Below are 17,658 nucleotides of genomic sequence, written 5' to 3'. Positions count from 1 at the left end.
GCGTTTAGAATATTAAACACTTTTTATTGCTACAGAATGGAAGCAAAATTTTCGAATAGAGTGAAAGAAGTCATCTCCATGAGTCGGGAAGAGGCCCTCCGTCTCGGACATGATTACATTGGTGCGGAACATTTGTTGTTGGGGATGATCCGTGAGGGCGATGGCGTCGCGATTGGTTTACTCAAAAAACTTGGTGTTTCTTTGGACGATGTTAGACAGACTATTGAGCAGGCCACTAAAGGCGCTGCCACTAACAATGTCAAAAATCTGCAGAATATACCATTGACGAGGCAATCGGAAAAGGTTTTGAAGATCACTTATCTTGAGGCCAAAATATTTAAGAGTACCCTTATCGGCACTGAGCATTTGCTTTTGTCGATATTAAGGGATGAAGACAATGTAGGCACACAGATCTTACATAAATTTAATGTTAACTACGAAGTCATTAAGGAAATGTTAGAATATCAATCATCTGGATCCAGACCTCATATGGGGCCGGAGACCGAAGACGGTGATGATGAGGCAAGAGGTGGAATGTTTGGAGGCGGTGGCTCAGCGTCCGGAAAAGAATCAAAAGGTGCAGAAAAGTCCCGTACCCCAGTACTGGATAATTTTGGACGTGACTTGACCAAAATGGCCGAAGTCGGGAAGCTTGATCCAATTGTTGGCCGTGAAAAAGAAATCGAACGTGTAGCCCAGATACTCAGCCGTCGCAAAAAAAATAACCCAATCCTGATCGGCGAACCCGGTGTTGGTAAAACCGCCATCGCAGAAGGTCTCGCACTTCGGATCGTTCAGAAAAAAGTTTCCCGGGTGCTGTTTGGAAAACGTGTCGTGACGCTTGATCTGGCCTCACTTGTGGCAGGTACTAAATATCGCGGTCAGTTCGAGGAAAGAATGAAGGCTGTGATGAATGAGCTTGAAAAGTCTCCTGACGTGATTTTGTTTATTGATGAACTTCACACAATCGTTGGCGCCGGTGGTGCTTCCGGTTCACTGGATGCTTCCAATATGTTTAAGCCAGCGCTTTCCCGCGGAGAAATTCAATGTATTGGTGCTACCACACTTGACGAATATCGTCAGTACATCGAGAAGGACGGAGCACTGGCACGTCGTTTTCAAATGGTGATGGTGGACGCCACATCGATCGAAGAAACGATCCAAATTCTGGAAAACATCAAGGACAAATATGAAGACCATCACCACGTCAATTACACGCCAGAATCGATCAGCACTGCTGTGAAATTGTCTGAGCGTTATATTACCGACCGCTTCCTGCCAGATAAGGCGATAGATGTGTTGGATGAAGTAGGTGCGCGTGTTCACATCAGTAATATTACTGTTCCTGAAGATATTTTGTTGCTGGAAGAGCAGATCGAGAACATTAAGCAGGAGAAAAACAGGGTTGTCAAAAGCCAGAAATATGAAGAAGCTGCACAGCTTCGCGATCGCGAAAAGAAATTGATCGATCAATTGGACCGTGCGAAACTGGCGTGGGAGGAAGAGACAAAACAAAAGCGTTATACTGTTACTGAGCACAACGTTGCGGAAGTGGTGGCGATGATGACAGGTATACCAGTTACTAACGTGTCCATGGATGAAGGTAAGAAATTGCTGAACATGGCCGATGAACTGAAAAGTAAGGTGATTGGCCAGGACCCTCCGATTGAGAAACTGGTTAAGGCGATTCAGCGTACCAGAGTTGGTTTGAAAGACCCGAAGAAGCCAATCGGTTCATTCATTTTCCTTGGACCGACCGGTGTAGGCAAAACGGAGCTGGCGAAAGTACTGTCGACTTATCTGTTTGATAAAGATGATTCACTGGTGCGGATCGATATGAGCGAGTATATGGAGAAATTCAGCGTATCTCGTTTAGTTGGAGCGCCTCCGGGATACGTTGGTTACGAAGAAGGTGGCCAGCTGACAGAGAAGATCCGTCGCAAGCCGTACAGTGTTGTATTGCTTGACGAAATTGAAAAGGCTCATCCGGATGTGTTCAACATCTTGTTGCAAGTATTGGATGATGGTATCCTGACAGATGGTTTGGGCCGCAGGGTCGATTTCAGAAACACCATCATCATTATGACTTCGAATATCGGAGCACGTGATTTGAAAGATTTTGGTTCTGGTATCGGTTTCTCGACCCGCGCAAAAACTGAAAATCAGGATGATATAATGAAAGGTACGATTCAGAGCGCTCTTCGTAAAGCTTTCTCGCCCGAATTCCTGAACAGACTCGACGACGTGATTGTGTTTAATTCGTTGCAACGTGAAGACCTGCATAGAATTATCGACATTTCGCTTGGCAAACTATTTAGCAGAGTAAAAGGTCTAGGATACGAGATAGAGTTGACGATACCTGCTAAGGATTTTCTCTCGGAAAAAGGCTATGACCCGCAGTATGGAGCACGTCCTTTAAACCGAGCAATTCAGAAGTATCTGGAAGATCCCGTGGCAGAGGAAATATTGAAAGGCGATTTGCGCGAAGGCGACGTGCTGGTTGCAAATCATGAAGAAAACAGTGAACAACTTGTTATTAGTGTTCGTAAAAAGGAAGAGGAACTTGCTAATTAATTGGTAACTCCTTAAAGTAACAATGAAGGTTGAAAAGGCAGGTCGCACGACCTGCCTTTTTTATTTGCAAATATTAACAGGGCGTAGATAAAAGCGGTGCGTTGTTTTACCCACTGCGTTATGAATTAGTTTATATTTAGACTCTGAAAATTGAAATAACAAAATGAAAATATACTTTTGGAAAACTCTTGGTATCCTACTGTTTGGACTACTGGTATTTCCTCGAAACTTGATTGCTCAAAAACTTTCTTCCGGTCCGCAAGTCCTGACTTTCTTTTCTGATGCGGACGACACCGAACAACCCTACGGACTTTACCTGCCCAAAAACTACGACGAAACAAAAAAGTACCCGCTGGTTATTATGCTTCACGGAGCAGGATCCAATCATCGTCTCGATCTGCGCCGGGTATTTGGGAAAAGCAACGCCGAAGGTGAAACAGATGTGGAGGCCAGCCGCTATTTTCCGCAATGGGATGACATAGATTTCATCGTCGCGTCACCTTATGCAAGAGGAACTGCCGGTTACCAGGGAATTCCGGAGGAAGATGTTTATGATGTTCTGGATGATGTTAAAAAGCGCTTCAATATAGATGAGAATAAGATATATCTCACAGGATTATCGATGGGTGGGGGCGGGACGCTGTGGGTTGGCCTAACGAGGCCTGATATCTGGGCAGCTATTGCTCCGGTTTGTCCGGCGCCTCCAACGGGTACTTTCGATCTGGCCTCAAATGCGCTAAATTTCCCGGTTCATTTCTTCCATGGTGATGCAGATCCGGTTGTTCCGGTTGCCGGAACGCGGAAGTGGGTTGCGCATTTGCAGGATATCGGCGTTGAGGTTAGTTACAAAGAATTTGTGGATGTTAAACACGATAGCTGGGTAAGTGCGTATGATAATGAGTTCATTTTCGAATGGTTCAGTCACGCCGAAAAAAATCCCCATCCCGATCGTGTGCAATTTGTAAGCAAACAGTATAAGTACAACAAGGCATTTTGGGTCACTTTTGATAGAATCGCTTACGGCGCCCTGGCCGAAATTGACGCTAAATTTGTCAAAGAAAATACCGCGCAAATCGTCACTAAAAACCTAAAGGCATTTACGGTTAACTTCAAAGGACATCCGAAGTTCAAAGCAACGGCCAATGTGGCCTTTACAATTGATGGAAACGCAATTTCCGCGAGGATAGACAGTACGATATCTTTTGTTACGAAGGAAAATGGATGGTCGGTAACCTCTTCCCCTCGTCCATTAGATCAAGGACTTGCCAAAAGAGAGGGCGCTGAGGGGCCGATCTACGACGCATTTTCTTCCAGGCACGTATATGTTTACGGCACCTTGGATAATCCTTCGCCAGGGGAATTGAAAACGAGAATAGATATTGCAAACCAGGCAGCTGACTGGTCCCAGTATCGAGGTCCATTTCTGGGTCGGATCATGTTTTTTCCGCGAATTCTGTCGGACAAGGAAGTAAGACCGAGCGATCTGGAAAGCAGTAATCTCATCCTTTTTGGCACGAAAGAAAACAATTCCCTGATTGCAAAATACGCGAGCAAATTACCTTTACATTTAGATGCTTCTGATAAAACGCATGGACTGCTTTACGTCTTTCCTGTGGATCAACACTATGTCGCAATAAATTCAGGTTTACCTTGGTGGACAGGCGTTTCCGACCAGGGTTATCCGTTTGTGCCAGTGACACATCGTAAATTGTCGGAGTTCAAGGATCTCATTTTTTTTAGAGAATCTTCCACTAACATTATTGCTGACGGCTATTTCACTGAGGAATGGAAACTTAGTGAAGAAATGAAAAATAAGCTTGCAACGTCAGGAGTACTTACCATTACCAAATAGATAACCTTACTTTTTTTGAATTAAAATGAATTACAACGAAAAGATCTCCCGGAAGTCGTTTATTAAAGCCGGTGCCTTTGCACTGGCGGTTCCCACGTTGTCGAAGCTCAATTGGGATGTAAAGGCATCATCCAAAATAGGCTTGCAGCTTTATACACTCAGAAACGAGATTTCCAAAGACCTGACAGGAACATTGAAGCAGGTCGCGGCCATCGGCTACAAGGAAGTGGAGCTTTTTGGTTATTCAAATGGTAAGTTCTTTGGAAAAACACCAAAAGAATTTAAAACCATATTGACTGATCTTGGTTTGGATCCGGTTAGCGGTCATTATGGTGCGGGAATTGAAAACAAAGCAGCTAAAGGGACCCTGAGCAATGACTGGCAGCAAGCGGTGGACGATGCTGCAGAAATAGGCCAAAAATACGTGAACTGTGCTTATTTAACTGAAAGCGAGCGAAACTCGCTGGATAAGTACAAGAGCTACGTTGACTTATTTAACAAATCCGGGGAAATCGCTAAGAAGGCCGGTTTACAATTCGGATATCACAACCACGATTTTGAATTTAAGAAAATTGATAACCAGATCCCTTACGACATCATTGCCGGGCAAACAGATCCAAAACTTGTGAAGCTTGAACTGGATCTTTACTGGATCGTGAAGGCTGGTCTTGATCCGGTAGAATTGTTCAAGAAATATCCTGGACGTTTCCCGCTTTGGCACGTGAAAGATATGGACAAAACCGATCAGTCGTTTGCGGAGGTAGGGACCGGTTCGATCGATTTTAAAAGGATCTTTGATAATCGGAAACTGGCGGGTATGACACACTTTTTTGTTGAGCAGGATCAAGCCAAAATACCACCCATTGAAGCAATCGAGATCAGCTTTAAGAATGTAACTAAAATGAAAGTATGACAATAATAAAAAAAGACCCGGCCGCATGGCAGCCGGGTCTTCCAAATTATGCAGATAAAAATATCAGTTTACTAACTGTAATTTAAGTTCGTTCAAACGGCTGCGAAGAGAGGCGTCGATCTGACGGTCGTCAATTCTCAATACATATCCTCCTATCAAGTTGGCATCCACTTTTTCGGTCAACTGAACCGTTCTGCCAGTGGCTGACGTAACGATATCAGTAAATTGTTTCCGCAATTCATCAGTAAGCGGTGTGGTTGTAACGACCGTCGCCTTTTGGATCCCCTGATAAAGATTGTAAGCCTTTATGAATTCAGCAGCTATTTCATCAAGAATAGACTCCCGGTTCTTTTTCGTAATGATGTTAAAAATTGCGTAAGAAATAGGGTTAACACGGCTTTCAAATAGTGCCTTCAAAATCCCTGATTTCTTCTCATGGCGCACAACCGGGCTTTTCAATGCAAGCATCAGCCCTCTGTTTTTGTCTGCTGTATCTTTGAACAAAATCATATCCTGATAAACGGCTTCAAGAACATTTTGTTCTTTGGCAAGCTCGATCAGTGATTTTGCGTATCTAGAAGCTACTATACTTACTGACATCGGAAATTAGATCTGTTAATTAAGACGTGCAGATGAAGCAAGTTCTGCGATCAATTTCTCTTGAGCTTCTTTGTCTTTCAATTCGCGTTGCAACACCTTTTCAGCTATTTCAAGCGAAAGTGTAGCAACCTCTTTTCTTATTTTTGCTACTGCCAGCTGCTGTTCGTTGCGGATGGTTTCGCGAGCACCATCAATGATCTTTTGAGCTTCAATAGCCGCTTTGTCTTTTGACTCAAAAATGGTACGGTCCGCAGCATCTTTGGCATCACGCAATATCTGATCACGAACCGCATTAGCTTCCGCGATCAGTTTTTCATTGTCTGACTTTAATTGGATCATTTCAGCCCTTGTTTTCTCAGCAAGGTCCAAGGCACCCTGAATTTCATTTTCGCGATCCTTAAGGCCTTTAATGATCGGCTTCCAGGCGAATTTAGCCAAGATGAAAACTACCAGCAAAAATACTACCAGCATCCAGAAAATAAGGCCTGGGTTTGGAGTAAGTAATGACATAGTATAAATGAGTTTTGAGTGTAAGATAGGGTAATATCTTTGGGATCTTATTCCTTATTAGAATTCGTGGAAGCCTATTGCTTCCACGATGTTTCTTTGTTTGCGTCCGAACCTAATGTCGCGGAAGCAAGGACTTTCGCCCAATGATTTTATTGGAGCTTGAACGAGATAAGCAGACAGATAACCGCCGCGAATAACGCTACCGCTTCAATAAGTGCCGCGATGATAAGCATTGCAGTTTGGATAGCACCGGCAGCTTCTGGCTGACGAGCGATACCTTCAACAGCGCTACCACCAATTTTACCAATACCTAGACCTGCACCAATAGCAGCAAGACCTGCGCCGATAGCAGCACCGAATACCGCAAGACCTGCACCGCTTTGTTCTGCAGCCTGAAGCAAAATTTGAAGCAACATAATTGTGTTTGTTTTAAAATATAATTAATAAAAAAAGAGATTCAGATCAGTGTCCGTGATCGGCATGGCTATGTTCTTCAATAGCACTTCCGATGTACATGGACGATAACAGGGTGAAAATGAAAGCCTGAATAAAGGCTACCATAATTTCGATGAAGTTCAAGAACAAGGCAAACAACGAAATGACAGGCGCAATTACAAAGCTTTGGAAAATGAATATCAGTCCGAAAAGACTTAAAAGAATTATGTGCCCCGCAGTAATATTTGCGAATAACCGCACCATCAACGAAAATGGCTTCATAAAAACACCTACGATCTCAACCGGGATCATGATGAGCAACAACGGTACAGGAACGCCGGTAGGTCTAACAAGGTGTTTGTAATAATTCCCGTTCGCATTCAGATGCACAATGATGAATGTCAGGACTGCCAATGTTAATGTGACTGCGATGTTCCCTGTCAGGTTAGCCGATCCGGGAAGCAGGCCAAGAATGTTGTTGATCAGGATAAAGAAGAACAACGTAAGCAGATAAGGCAGATATTTTTCGTATTTCGGGCCGACGTTAGGCTTCACTACGTCATCGCGGATAAAAAGGATGATGACCTCCATCGCGGACTGGAATCCCTTTGGGGCCTTTCCTTTTGTGTTTTTATAAAAGCTTGCGATACTCGTGAAAACCACAATCAGTATCACGGCGCTCAGCAGCATGGAAGCCACGTTCTTGGTGATCGAGAAGTCGTAAATTTTTCTGGACTCATCAACCGGGATAACCTGCTCGGACTCTCCGTGAACCAGATGATAGCCGTTGTATTCGTGATGATCATTATGGAAGTTGGAAGAGGAGAATACCTCAATGCCGCGATCTGGGGAGTAAAGAATGACAGGAAGAGGAATCACAACACCGTGGGTGACTTCCCATTCATGGGAGTCGGCGATGTGATGCATGATCATGTCCCCAATGTTGAACTTTGCTTCCGACTCTTCAAGCTTATGTTCAATTTGACGCTCCTTTTCATTGATGCCTTCCGCTACCTTTTCGGCTTCATGCTGGACAGGCCCATCCGCCTTCGAAGGAATGTTAAAAACACAGGTTGCCGCAACCAGGGCAATAGTAAAAAACCGTTTCAAATGGGTGTACATAAATGCTTCAAATACTACGCTTTGTCAATCGCGGCGCAAGTTACGATACAAACCATATATTTCAAAACATGTGTAAAATAAATAGAGTGCAAAAAAGTTGATAACAAATAAGAATGAATCAGTTAACCCATTGTATAAAAACCAACCAATGAAAAGCAGGCTTAATATGATTCGTCCGACGATGGTTGAAATGTAAAAAGTGACAAATTTCTCACGGTTGTTTCTTAATCCGATTTCCATCAGCCTGTGGCCAAAAAACGATAGGCCGAAAAAGAAGAGCAAAATGTACCATATATAGGGATGCAGAACGGTTTGCGGGTAATAGCGCTGAACAAGGAAAAATCCAATTCCCAAAATAATAGTGGCAGTAATCGTACGTAGCATTTTTGATTTTTCAGGTGTTCTACCTCTTGTTAAAACTTTTGATCAGCAGGTAAAGAGAAGCTGCAATGGATGCCAGGGATAGTACCAATGTCCACACTGGAACTTTGTTCTGCTGCCAGCCATCCAACCTGTAACCCAGGTAGGTAAATACCAAAATAGTCCCCAGCATTTGTGTCGCCAGCCCGGAATATTTCAGAAATCCTGATGAAACTTTCTTACCCGAATACGCATTGTTTTCGGAACTTGTTTCCTGATTGCCCTTTTTCATCTGGGGTGTTTAAATAGTAGACAAAATTGCTCCTAATTTCGCAAATGACGTTATCTTCGATACGGATTTATCCAAAATACCGTTTTAGTTTTGCTTATCAGGATATAAAGAACATCCCTAAAGTCATTTTCGTGATCGAAAGCTTTGCCCCGCATATCATAAGAACGGCAACTTACCTCTTCATTATTTTTCTGCTGGCCGGTTGCTCGCAGTTCAGTTCCAGGCCCGGAGCTGTCAATTTTCATAATATTTCAGCGCGTTACAATGCTTATTTCATGGCTGAGCAGGATATGCTCGAGGCGGAGTTCACAATAAAGAAGAATTTTAAGGAAGATTACAATCAATTGCTGCCGATCCTGTTGCCGATGGATTCTGTTTTGTCTCTCCCCGTTAAACCGAAATTACAGGATGCAATCAAAAAAGCTTCCATCGTTGCCGAGAAACATCAAAACAGTAAGTGGCTGGATAACAGCTACATCATTCTGGGAAAGTCCAGGTTATACCTCGGGGAGTGGGCCGATGGCTTGGAGGCTCTTCGATACGTTTACGCGAACGGCCGCGACGAAAATGACAAAAACAATGCCCTTATCCTGTTAATGCGGGCGTATATTGTCAAAAAGGACTATTCCAATGCATTGGGCGTCGCCGAATATCTGAGCCAGCAGCCGCTTAGTAAGTCTTCACTCAGGGATTTTTATCTGACAAAAGCATATTTACATCAGCAAAATGGCGAGTACCTGACTTCCGTCGCTATTTTGGAGGAGACTTTCCCCTTGCTAAAAAAATCTATTGAAACTGCCAGGATACACTTTGCATCGGCTCAGATGTACGATCGGCTGGGTCAGTATGCATTGGCGAACAAGCATTACCGAAATGTAAGAAAGAATCGCCCGTCTTACGATCTCGGGTTTTACTCTTCCATGAATTCATTGCAAAATGAGGTCGTATTAAATCCGAAGAAGGATTTGAGCGACATTGGTTTTGAAAGGATGTTACGTGACAGGAAAAATGATGATTTGAGGGACCGGGTTTATTTTACAATGGGGCTTTTAGCGGAGCACAGGAAGCAAATCCCCGAAGCGGTAGGATATCTGCAAAAATCGGCTGCAGCTTCTAAGGGCAACCTTCAGCAAAAAGCATACACATTTCTTCAACTGGCGCGGATTAATTATGAGTCATTAGAGAATTTCGAGGTTTCAAAAGCATATTACGACAGTGCACTTGCCATACTTCCCCGTGAGGCCCCGGAGTATGCGCTTGTTGCTGACAGGAAACGAGCTCTGGATAATTTTGTAAAGGAATACACCATTGTATCAACGGAGGACAGCCTTCAACGGCTGTCGAAATTGAATCCAGCGGCATTGGATAACAAAATTGACGCCATTATCGAGGCCGGTGAAAAACGGCGGGCCGACGAGGAGGAAAAGGCCAAGAAAGCATTGCTTGCTTCGCAAAGAGCAAATCCCCAAAACAACCCTAACCCATTGATCAATGGAAATGAGAGGCGTTGGGAGCTTTATGATCCTGCGTTAGTAAACCAGGGAAAGATAGATTTTAAAAGGACCTGGGGTAATCGGCAGCTGGAAGACGATTGGCGCCGGAGTAATCGACCGATGAGGTCGGTTGTGGGGAATACGGGGTTAAATCCATCGGACAGTACTGCCGTTGCTTTCGAGCCAGCCTCGGGTGATGGCCTCAAAAAAGGAACGCCGGAATGGCAGTCAATTCATGATAAACTTAAGGCTGAGGTTCCATTGACCGATGCGCAGTTTGCGGAATCGCAAAAGAAAAAAGAGGACGCTTTGTACAATCTTGGGAAAATATACCGCTTTGATCTGAAAGAATCTCAAAGAGGTATTACAACTTTTGAACGGGTGCTGAGCGAGTTTCCGAAAACGCAGTACAAAGACGAAATTTATTATCTTTTGTATCTGAGTTACGAAGATAATAACCAAAGCAAAGATACCTGGAAAGATCGGTTGCTCGCCGAGTTCCCTACCTCCACGTATGCTCGGCTTATCAAAAAAACCGTAGACACCGGAGGTAATTCGGGGAACCCAATTAAGGAGTATGAAGCTGTTTATCAGTTATATGCAGAAGGAAATTACTCCAAAGCACTTGAAAACATTGAGCGAGACCTGCCTGCGTACAAAGGTGGAATGATGGAAGATAAATTTGCTCTGCTGCGTGTATTCCTGGTTGGTAAAGTGAGGGGTAAAGAAGCTTATGCTCTGGCTATTACCGAATTCATGCGGCTCTACCCTTCCAGTATCTACCTGCCTCGTCTTAAGGAGATGCAGGAACTTAATACCCTTTCTATGGGTAAAAGATAATTGCCTGAAATTGTATCTTTGTTAGTTTCTTACCTTACAACCCACATTTATGATTGAATTGCAACCCGGAAAGTATCGACGCACCATTATCCGCATGTGGCGGTATGTTGGGCTGGGCCTGGGTCTGATAATATTGTACATTGTAGCAGTTAGTTTTAACTTCTTATGGCTTTTCGGCGGGATGCCGGACCTAAAAACACTCGAAAACCCGAAAAGTGAACTGGCTTCTGAGCTGATCAGTGAAGACGGAAAATCGCTCGGAAAATATTTTTTTGAGAATAGGACACCCATTGATATATCGCAGATATCCCCTAATCTCATCGATGCCCTGGTAGCAACTGAGGATGCCCGTTTTGTGAATCACTCCGGTATTGACCCCCGGAGCTTATTGCGCGTTTTTAAGGGAGTCATTTCGGGAAATTCAAGCTCGGGTGGTGGTAGCACGCTTACCCAGCAAGTGGCAAAGAACTTATTCAATACGCGTTCGGAAGAGTTTGAAGGGCTTTTAGGCAAAATTCCAGTTGTGCGGATTGTGATTGCCAAAACTAAGGAATGGATACTTTCGGTAGTTCTGGAAAGAAAGTACACTAAGCAGGAGATCATGCAAATGTATCTCAACACTGTTTCTTTTGGGAATAACACCTATGGGATCAAAGTTGCCGCTAAGACTTATTTTGACAAAGAAGCCTGGGACCTGAATGTAACGGAATCAGCGTTGCTGGTGGGGATGCTGCAAAATCCCACGCTGTTTAATCCGCTCCGTTTTCCAATCAACGCAATGAACCGGAGGAATACAGTTCTGGCGCAAATGGCCAAGTACGATTATATTCCGGCAGAGGACTTCGAGAGATACAAGGAGAAGCCACTTGGCATGAATTTTACGGTCGATAGCCATAATACCGGTCTCGCTCCCTATTTCAGGGAATCAATGCGTGGCTATCTGAAAAGCTGGGTGAAAATTTACAATGAGGAGCACGATGCAGATTTTGATCTGTATACCAGTGGTTTAAGGATATACACTACTATTGACTCCCGTATGCAGCGTTATCAGGAAGATGCATTGGAAGAGCACATGAAACAGCAGCAAAAACTTTTTGACGAGCATTGGAAGGGCCGAAATCCATGGACGTTTGACAACGGAAAAGAAATCCCTGGTTTTCTGATTTCGGCAGCAAAGAAAACGCCCCATTTTATTTCACTGAAACGTGACCTGGGAGAAGATGAAGCTTGGCGTATCATGCGGAAACCTTACAAAATGAAGGTATTTACATGGAACGGGGAGAAGGAGGTAACAATGAGCCCGATGGATTCCATTGCATACTATAAGCGTTTTTTAAGGGCAGGAATGATGTCTATGGATCCGCGAAATGGGCATGTCAAAGCTTGGGTAGGAGGGATTAATTTTAAATACTTCAAATATGACCATGTAAAACAAGGATCGCGTCAGCCTGGGTCTACCTTCAAGCCGTTTGTTTACGTCTCCGCCCTGGACAAGAATTTTCTGACACCGTGCGATCAAGTAACGGACCAGCCCGTCTATTTTTCAAAAGACGAAGGAGGCGGGCCTTATGGGTGGTCGCCTCACAACTCCAATAACAAGTATTCCTATCAGTCGCTGACACTGAGACAGGCTTTAGGAAAATCGGTTAATACTGTCAGTGCCTACCTGATGAAGATGGTCAGGCCTAAAACGGTTGTAGAGTATGCCCATAAATTGGGGATTACCAGTAACCTGCAGCCTGTGCCTTCGCTTTGTCTGGGGATCAGTGACGTGTCTGTTTTCGAATTAGTAGGTGCATATTGTGCATTTGCCAATGGGGGGCACCGGACTGAACCCATGACCGTGCTGAGAATCGAGGACCGGTACGGCAATGTTCTCCAGGAATTTTTCCAGAAGCAAAACCAGGAAATTAGCGAGAACATGGCATACAACATGCTCTATCTTATGCGCGGCGCCGTCGAGGATCCCGGAGGAACTGCCGGGAGGTTAAGACAGTACGGTGTGACGGATGGGAATGAAATCGCTGCCAAAACAGGTACTACTTCCAATTACTCGGATGGCTGGTTCATGGGCATGACACAGAACTTAGTTTCCGGGATCTGGGTTGGAGGAGAAGACCGTAGCATTCACTTTCGGACTATTGCATTGGGGCAGGGCGGTCGCGTGGCGATGCCGGCGTGGGGGATGTTTATGCAAAAGGTATATAATGATCCAACATTGGTACAATATCGAAAAGGGCCGTTCAACAAGCCCGAAAACTATGTGCGCGAATGCGGTACCACAAGCAGCGACAGTACAGATACTTACGTTCCACCTTCGCGATCTGACGATGAAGGTATATTATTTTAATCTTATTGATAAACCCTAAATAGTGAATATTCTTGTAGCACCTGACAAATTTCGCGGATCCCTTGAGGCAACCGAAGTTTGCCTAGCAATCAAAGTTGGTATTTTGCTTGCTTTCCCTCACGCCAATATCATTACGGTACCGTTAGCAGATGGAGGTGAAGGCACTTCTGAGATACTGACCAGGCAGGCTGGCGGTGAATACATCAACGTTACTGTTTCGGACCCTCTTGGTCGCAAGATCAAAGCCAGTTACGGTTTTTCACACGAAACGCAGACCGCTTTTATTGAAATGGCGGCAGCTTCAGGCCTCAATTTGCTGACATCGCAAGAGCGGAACCCTTTTCTGACTAGTAGTTACGGTACTGGCGAGCTGATCGCCGATGCGCTCGATAGAAATGCGAAAAAAATTATTCTGGGAATCGGAGGGAGTGCCACTACCGATGGTGGCATCGGAATGGCGGCGGCATTAGGTTACCGGTTTTATGACGATCACCATGAGATACTGGCACCCAACGGTGCATCCATGAACCTGATACGTGATATTGACATTTCGCAGGTCGATAGTCGGCTGGAATCAGTTTCTGTAGTGATTGCATGTGATGTTACCAATCCTCTGTATGGAAAAAGAGGAGCGGCCTATGTATACGGTCCCCAAAAAGGCGCCAGCGCGGAAATGCTTGAGAACCTGGATAAGGGACTGAAAAATTTATCGGAAGTAGCTAGCAAGACATTTGGACGAAATGTAAGCCATGAACCTGGAGCCGGGGCTGCTGGCGGAATGGGCGCAGGTTGCATGTGGTTCCTGAATGCAACTCTTAAGGACGGGGCCGGAATCGTGATGGAGCAAAGTAATATGCCAAAGCTGATTCAGGGATCCGATCTGGTAATCACAGGAGAAGGGAAAGTCGACGAACAAACATTGAACGGGAAAGTGGTGAAAGGACTGGCTGATCTCTCTAACAGGTATGAAGTGCCACTTGCTGTTGTTTGCGGAACTTTGCAGATCACCCCGGAGCAAATCCGTTCAGCAGGTATCAACTATGCAGTGTCCGTTTTGAATCGGCCAATGAGTCTGAATGTGGCAGAAAAGGAAACTTTCGGATTGATTAAGGACGCAACTTTTAATTTAGTCCGTTTGTTTTTCGCTGGCAGGAGAGCTGATATGCGCAAGAATTTTCAATAATGTCTGAATTCAATTACAAAGAAGAACTTTCTAAAATTCCTCTCGATCCTGGTGTCTATAGGTATTTTGATGAAACGGGAGAGGTCATATATGTAGGCAAAGCAAAGAGCCTTAAGCACAGGGTTTCCAGTTACTTCTTAAAAAACAACCAGCATGACCGGAAAACCAGAAGATTGGTTAGCCAGATTCGCAGAATTGAATACACCATTGTGCTAAGTGAATGGGACGCGCTTTTGCTGGAAAACCAGCTTATCAAGCAGCTTCAGCCCAAGTTCAACATCCTTCTTAAAGACGACAAAACTTACCCATTTATTTGCGTTACCGACGAACCTTTTCCAAGGGTTTATCCAACCAGGAATATGGACAAGACAAAGGGAACTTACTATGGTCCCTTCGCCAATTTGAGGTCCATGCACACTTTGCTTGATATGTTCAAGTCGCTGTACCAGATCAGGTCGTGCCAGCTTCCGTTGAATGAACAGAATATCGCTGCCGGTAAGTGGAAGGTTTGCCTGGAATATCACATTGGGAATTGCAAAGGACCTTGCGAGGGCTTGCAGGACAAGGGCGAATACAATAGTGAGATCGCGCAGGTCCATAACATTCTGAAAGGCGATCTGTCGTCTCCCCAGCAGTATTTCAAAGAAAAAATGCTGGAAGCGGCGGAGCAGATGGCCTTTGAAAGGGCACATTCCTGGAAAACCAAAATTGAGCACCTGTCTAATTTTCAGAGCAAGGCAACCGTTATCAATCCCAAAATCGGGAATATCGATGTATTAACCATCGTATCCGACGAAGAGGCCGCCTACCTGAATTTTATGAAAATAAAGCAGGGATATATGGTCGCTACCCAGACATTGGAAGTCAAAAAGAAGCTGGATGAGAGTGATCTGGAAATCCTGGCACTGATGATCGTTGAAATGCGCTCAACGTATGGATCAGAAGCCAAAGAGCTCATCTCCAATATGAAGCCAGATCTCGAGATGCGGCTGACCGTTACAGTCCCCCAATTGGGAGACAAGAAAAAGCTGCTGGATATGTCTATGAAGAATGTGATGTATTTCAGGAGAGAGAAGGCCGAACGGAGGGAAGTGGAGGCGTCTGCCACGTCGTCAAAAAAAGATCGCATCTTGATCAGGCTGAAATCCGATCTGCAGTTGAAAGCATTGCCCAGGCGTATCGAGTGTTTTGATAACTCCAACATCCAGGGTACTAACCCTGTGGCTGCAATGGTTTGTTTTAAAGAAGGAAAGCCTTCGAAAAAGGATTACCGACATTTCAATATCAAAACAGTAATCGGCCCGAATGATTTCGCCTCCATGCATGAAGTAGTGAGCAGGCGCTACCTGAGGTTAATTGCCGAAGAGCAACCATTGCCCGACCTGATTGTGATCGATGGTGGAAAAGGGCAGCTCGGGGCGGCTTGTGATGCATTGAAAAGTTTGGGTATTTACGGACAGATACCGATTATTGGAATAGCCAAAAGATTGGAGGAAATCTATTTCCCCGAAGATTCATTGCCTCTTTATATTGACAAGAAATCAGAATCTTTGAAACTGATCCAGCAGATCAGGGACGAGGCGCACCGGTTTGCCATTACCTTCCACCGTGACAAACGCAGTAAAGGAAGCCTGATCAGCGAATTGGAGGGAGTGGATGGCGTGGGTAAGGTCACTGCATCCAAATTATTGAAACATTTTGGATCCGTAAGAGGGATCCGGGAAAGCTCGCTCGAAACATTAACAGGGCTGGTAGGCCTCGACAGGGCGAAAAAGGTCCGGGCTTATTTTGATACCATGGCCCAGGGTTAGAGCCCGATGCTTTTTCCGGCGATAAAACCAGTTGTCCATGCATTCTGAAAGTTGAAACCACCGGTTATGCCGTCCACATCTAATACCTCACCTGCAAAGAAAAGGCCTGGTACCGAGCGACTTTCGAGAGTCAGTGGATCTACATTTGGCAAGGAAATCCCTCCGCAGGTAACAAATTCTTCCTTAAATGTCGTTTTACCTTTCACTTCAAATTGACTGTTTGTCAGCATTTCCGCAAGCCTGTTCAATAGCTTATGAGTAGCTTCTGACCAGCGCAATGTCTCGGGGATTTCTTCTTTTTCGGTAAAGGCCTTCCAAAGGCGCAGGGGAAGCCCAAATCTTGAATGGGAACAGATTTGCTGTTTCGGTGTTTTGATTTTTTCCTGAATCAGAAATTCGCGGACTTGCTGCTCGTTCATCTCGGGGAGCCAGTTTATCCTGCAAATAAATTGATAATCCGTTTCTGCCAGATCGCGTGCAGCCCAGGCAGATAATTTCAGTACTGCGGGCCCGCTGAATCCCCAATGCGTGATCAGCAATGGTCCCCTCCATTCGTGTTTGCTACCCATGATCTTGACGATCGTGTCCTGAACGGAAACGCCTGCCAATGGCAGCAAATAATTGTCAGGTGTATTAAAAGTAAAAAGTGAAGGCAAGGGATCAATGATATCGTGGCCGTGTTCTTGTAACCAATCAAAGCTGCTTAATCTTGGATAACCTCCGGTGGCGATCAAGAGCCGGTCCGCATGTACCTCTTCGTTGTCATTGATATGTAAGGAAAATCCCTGTTCCGTTTTGCTAAAAGAGTTAACACTGACGCCGGTACGGATTTCGATGTTATTGTGCCTGGCCGTCCTGAGAAGACATTCAATGATGGTGTGGGAGGAATCAGATACCGGAAACATCCTTCCGTCAGCTTCAGTTTTCAGCTTAACCCCACGATTTTCAAACCAATTTACAGTCGCCAGTGCGTCAAAATAAGGCAATTGTTTACGAAGAAGCTTTTCTCCGCGTGGATAGTTCTTAATGAAAAAACGCATTTCGGATGGATCATGCGTGACGTTGCACCTGCCTCCGCCTGATATCCGGACTTTGTTAAGAACAGTCCTGCTTTTCTCTAAAATCAGGATTTTGGCATCCGGAAAATGCTCCGCCGCCGTAATAGCAGCCATAAAACCTGATGCTCCTCCTCCTACAATTGCAATCTGCATATGATCGTTTTTAATCATACAAAAATGAAATGTTAGTTTTAAAAACTGCAATTTCTTTTCATATCTTTCAAAATCGCTTCAAAAAATTTAACTAAAACCCCATATAACTATA

Annotated in this window: 13 protein-coding genes; 7 read left to right on the top strand and 6 right to left on the bottom strand. The window is 44.6% G+C overall.

Annotated features, from left to right (window positions below; genetic code table 11):
* The first annotated feature begins 36 nt into the window (after positions 1 to 36).
* From AC1XUF_RS22425 to AC1XUF_RS22415, 3 genes are all read left to right on the top strand, one after another.
* The gene (locus tag AC1XUF_RS22425; RefSeq protein WP_483344080.1) at positions 37 to 2,574 is read left to right on the top strand and encodes an ATP-dependent Clp protease ATP-binding subunit; all 2,538 of its coding nucleotides are present in this window, start codon (positions 37 to 39) and stop codon (positions 2,572 to 2,574) included.
* Positions 2,575 to 2,737: 163 nt separating this feature from the next.
* Positions 2,738 to 4,426 carry a carboxylesterase family protein gene (locus AC1XUF_RS22420; protein ID WP_483344079.1) on the top strand — a complete coding sequence of 563 codons (1,689 nt, stop codon included), beginning with the start codon at positions 2,738 to 2,740 and terminating at the stop codon, positions 4,424 to 4,426.
* 25 nt (positions 4,427 to 4,451) lie between these two features.
* Positions 4,452 to 5,339, top strand: a complete 888-nt coding sequence (locus AC1XUF_RS22415) for a sugar phosphate isomerase/epimerase family protein (protein WP_483344078.1) — start codon at positions 4,452 to 4,454, stop codon at positions 5,337 to 5,339.
* A 63-nt stretch (positions 5,340 to 5,402) separates the two neighbouring features.
* Here the strand turns inward: AC1XUF_RS22415 and atpH are convergent, their stop codons facing one another.
* From atpH to AC1XUF_RS22390, 5 genes are all read right to left on the bottom strand, one after another.
* Entirely contained in the window at positions 5,403 to 5,939 is a 537-nt protein-coding gene (gene atpH, locus AC1XUF_RS22410; protein WP_483344077.1) for an ATP synthase F1 subunit delta, read from the bottom strand.
* Positions 5,940 to 5,954: 15 nt separating this feature from the next.
* Positions 5,955 to 6,449 carry a F0F1 ATP synthase subunit B gene (atpF, locus tag AC1XUF_RS22405; RefSeq protein ID WP_483344076.1) on the bottom strand — a complete coding sequence of 165 codons (495 nt, stop codon included), beginning with the start codon at positions 6,447 to 6,449 and terminating at the stop codon, positions 5,955 to 5,957.
* Between the two features lie 149 nt (positions 6,450 to 6,598).
* Positions 6,599 to 6,865, bottom strand: coding sequence for an ATP synthase F0 subunit C (gene atpE, locus AC1XUF_RS22400; RefSeq protein WP_483344075.1), 267 nt, complete (start codon positions 6,863 to 6,865; stop codon positions 6,599 to 6,601).
* Positions 6,866 to 6,911: 46 nt separating this feature from the next.
* Positions 6,912 to 8,006 (bottom strand): F0F1 ATP synthase subunit A, encoded by a 1,095-nt coding sequence (atpB, locus tag AC1XUF_RS22395; protein ID WP_483344074.1) that lies wholly within the window; start codon positions 8,004 to 8,006, stop codon positions 6,912 to 6,914.
* Positions 8,007 to 8,409: 403 nt separating this feature from the next.
* Positions 8,410 to 8,658, bottom strand: a complete 249-nt coding sequence (locus tag AC1XUF_RS22390) for an AtpZ/AtpI family protein (RefSeq protein WP_483344073.1) — start codon at positions 8,656 to 8,658, stop codon at positions 8,410 to 8,412.
* Between the two features lie 44 nt (positions 8,659 to 8,702).
* Here AC1XUF_RS22390 and porW point away from each other — a divergent pair, with 44 nt between their 5' ends.
* The 4 genes from porW to uvrC are packed head-to-tail and all read left to right on the top strand — an operon-like array spanning position 8,703 to position 16,335.
* Positions 8,703 to 10,991 carry a type IX secretion system periplasmic lipoprotein PorW/SprE gene (gene porW, locus AC1XUF_RS22385; protein ID WP_483344072.1) on the top strand — a complete coding sequence of 763 codons (2,289 nt, stop codon included), beginning with the start codon at positions 8,703 to 8,705 and terminating at the stop codon, positions 10,989 to 10,991.
* A gap of 49 nt (positions 10,992 to 11,040) precedes the next feature.
* Positions 11,041 to 13,341 carry a penicillin-binding protein 1A gene (locus AC1XUF_RS22380; protein ID WP_483344071.1) on the top strand — a complete coding sequence of 767 codons (2,301 nt, stop codon included), beginning with the start codon at positions 11,041 to 11,043 and terminating at the stop codon, positions 13,339 to 13,341.
* A gap of 22 nt (positions 13,342 to 13,363) precedes the next feature.
* Positions 13,364 to 14,524 carry a glycerate kinase gene (locus tag AC1XUF_RS22375; RefSeq protein WP_483344070.1) on the top strand — a complete coding sequence of 387 codons (1,161 nt, stop codon included), beginning with the start codon at positions 13,364 to 13,366 and terminating at the stop codon, positions 14,522 to 14,524.
* Positions 14,524 to 16,335: an excinuclease ABC subunit UvrC gene (gene uvrC, locus AC1XUF_RS22370; RefSeq protein ID WP_483344069.1), complete on the top strand. Its 1,812-nt coding sequence runs from the start codon at positions 14,524 to 14,526 to the stop codon at positions 16,333 to 16,335. The genes AC1XUF_RS22375 and uvrC overlap by 1 nt, the downstream gene beginning before the upstream one ends.
* On the opposite strand, the gene AC1XUF_RS22365 is transcribed toward uvrC, so the two are convergent.
* On the bottom strand, positions 16,332 to 17,546 hold the full coding sequence (locus tag AC1XUF_RS22365) for a BaiN/RdsA family NAD(P)/FAD-dependent oxidoreductase (protein ID WP_483344396.1): 1,215 nt from the start codon (positions 17,544 to 17,546) through the stop codon (positions 16,332 to 16,334). The two genes, uvrC and AC1XUF_RS22365, sit on opposite strands and share 4 nt — an antisense overlap.
* Between the last annotated feature and the right edge of the window lie 112 nt (positions 17,547 to 17,658).

This window comes from Dyadobacter sp. HNCC25DJ185, assembly GCF_056895195.1.
The sequence above is the reverse complement of the archived record's forward strand: the minus strand, read 5'-3'. Positions and strand labels throughout refer to the sequence as shown.

Coding starts and splice junctions, on each gene's coding strand:
- AC1XUF_RS22420 (WP_483344079.1), top strand. CDS start 2,738: ATGAAAATATACTTTTGGAAAACTCTTGGTATCCTACTGTTTGGACTA.
- atpF (WP_483344076.1), bottom strand. CDS start 6,449: ATGTCATTACTTACTCCAAACCCAGGCCTTATTTTCTGGATGCTGGTA.
- atpE (WP_483344075.1), bottom strand. CDS start 6,865: ATGTTGCTTCAAATTTTGCTTCAGGCTGCAGAACAAAGCGGTGCAGGT.
- atpB (WP_483344074.1), bottom strand. CDS start 8,006: ATGTACACCCATTTGAAACGGTTTTTTACTATTGCCCTGGTTGCGGCA.
- AC1XUF_RS22380 (WP_483344071.1), top strand. CDS start 11,041: ATGATTGAATTGCAACCCGGAAAGTATCGACGCACCATTATCCGCATG.
- uvrC (WP_483344069.1), top strand. CDS start 14,524: ATGTCTGAATTCAATTACAAAGAAGAACTTTCTAAAATTCCTCTCGAT.
- porW (WP_483344072.1), top strand. CDS start 8,703: ATGACGTTATCTTCGATACGGATTTATCCAAAATACCGTTTTAGTTTT.
- AC1XUF_RS22415 (WP_483344078.1), top strand. CDS start 4,452: ATGAATTACAACGAAAAGATCTCCCGGAAGTCGTTTATTAAAGCCGGT.
- AC1XUF_RS22390 (WP_483344073.1), bottom strand. CDS start 8,658: ATGAAAAAGGGCAATCAGGAAACAAGTTCCGAAAACAATGCGTATTCG.
- AC1XUF_RS22425 (WP_483344080.1), top strand. CDS start 37: ATGGAAGCAAAATTTTCGAATAGAGTGAAAGAAGTCATCTCCATGAGT.
- atpH (WP_483344077.1), bottom strand. CDS start 5,939: ATGTCAGTAAGTATAGTAGCTTCTAGATACGCAAAATCACTGATCGAG.
- AC1XUF_RS22365 (WP_483344396.1), bottom strand. CDS start 17,546: ATGCAGATTGCAATTGTAGGAGGAGGAGCATCAGGTTTTATGGCTGCT.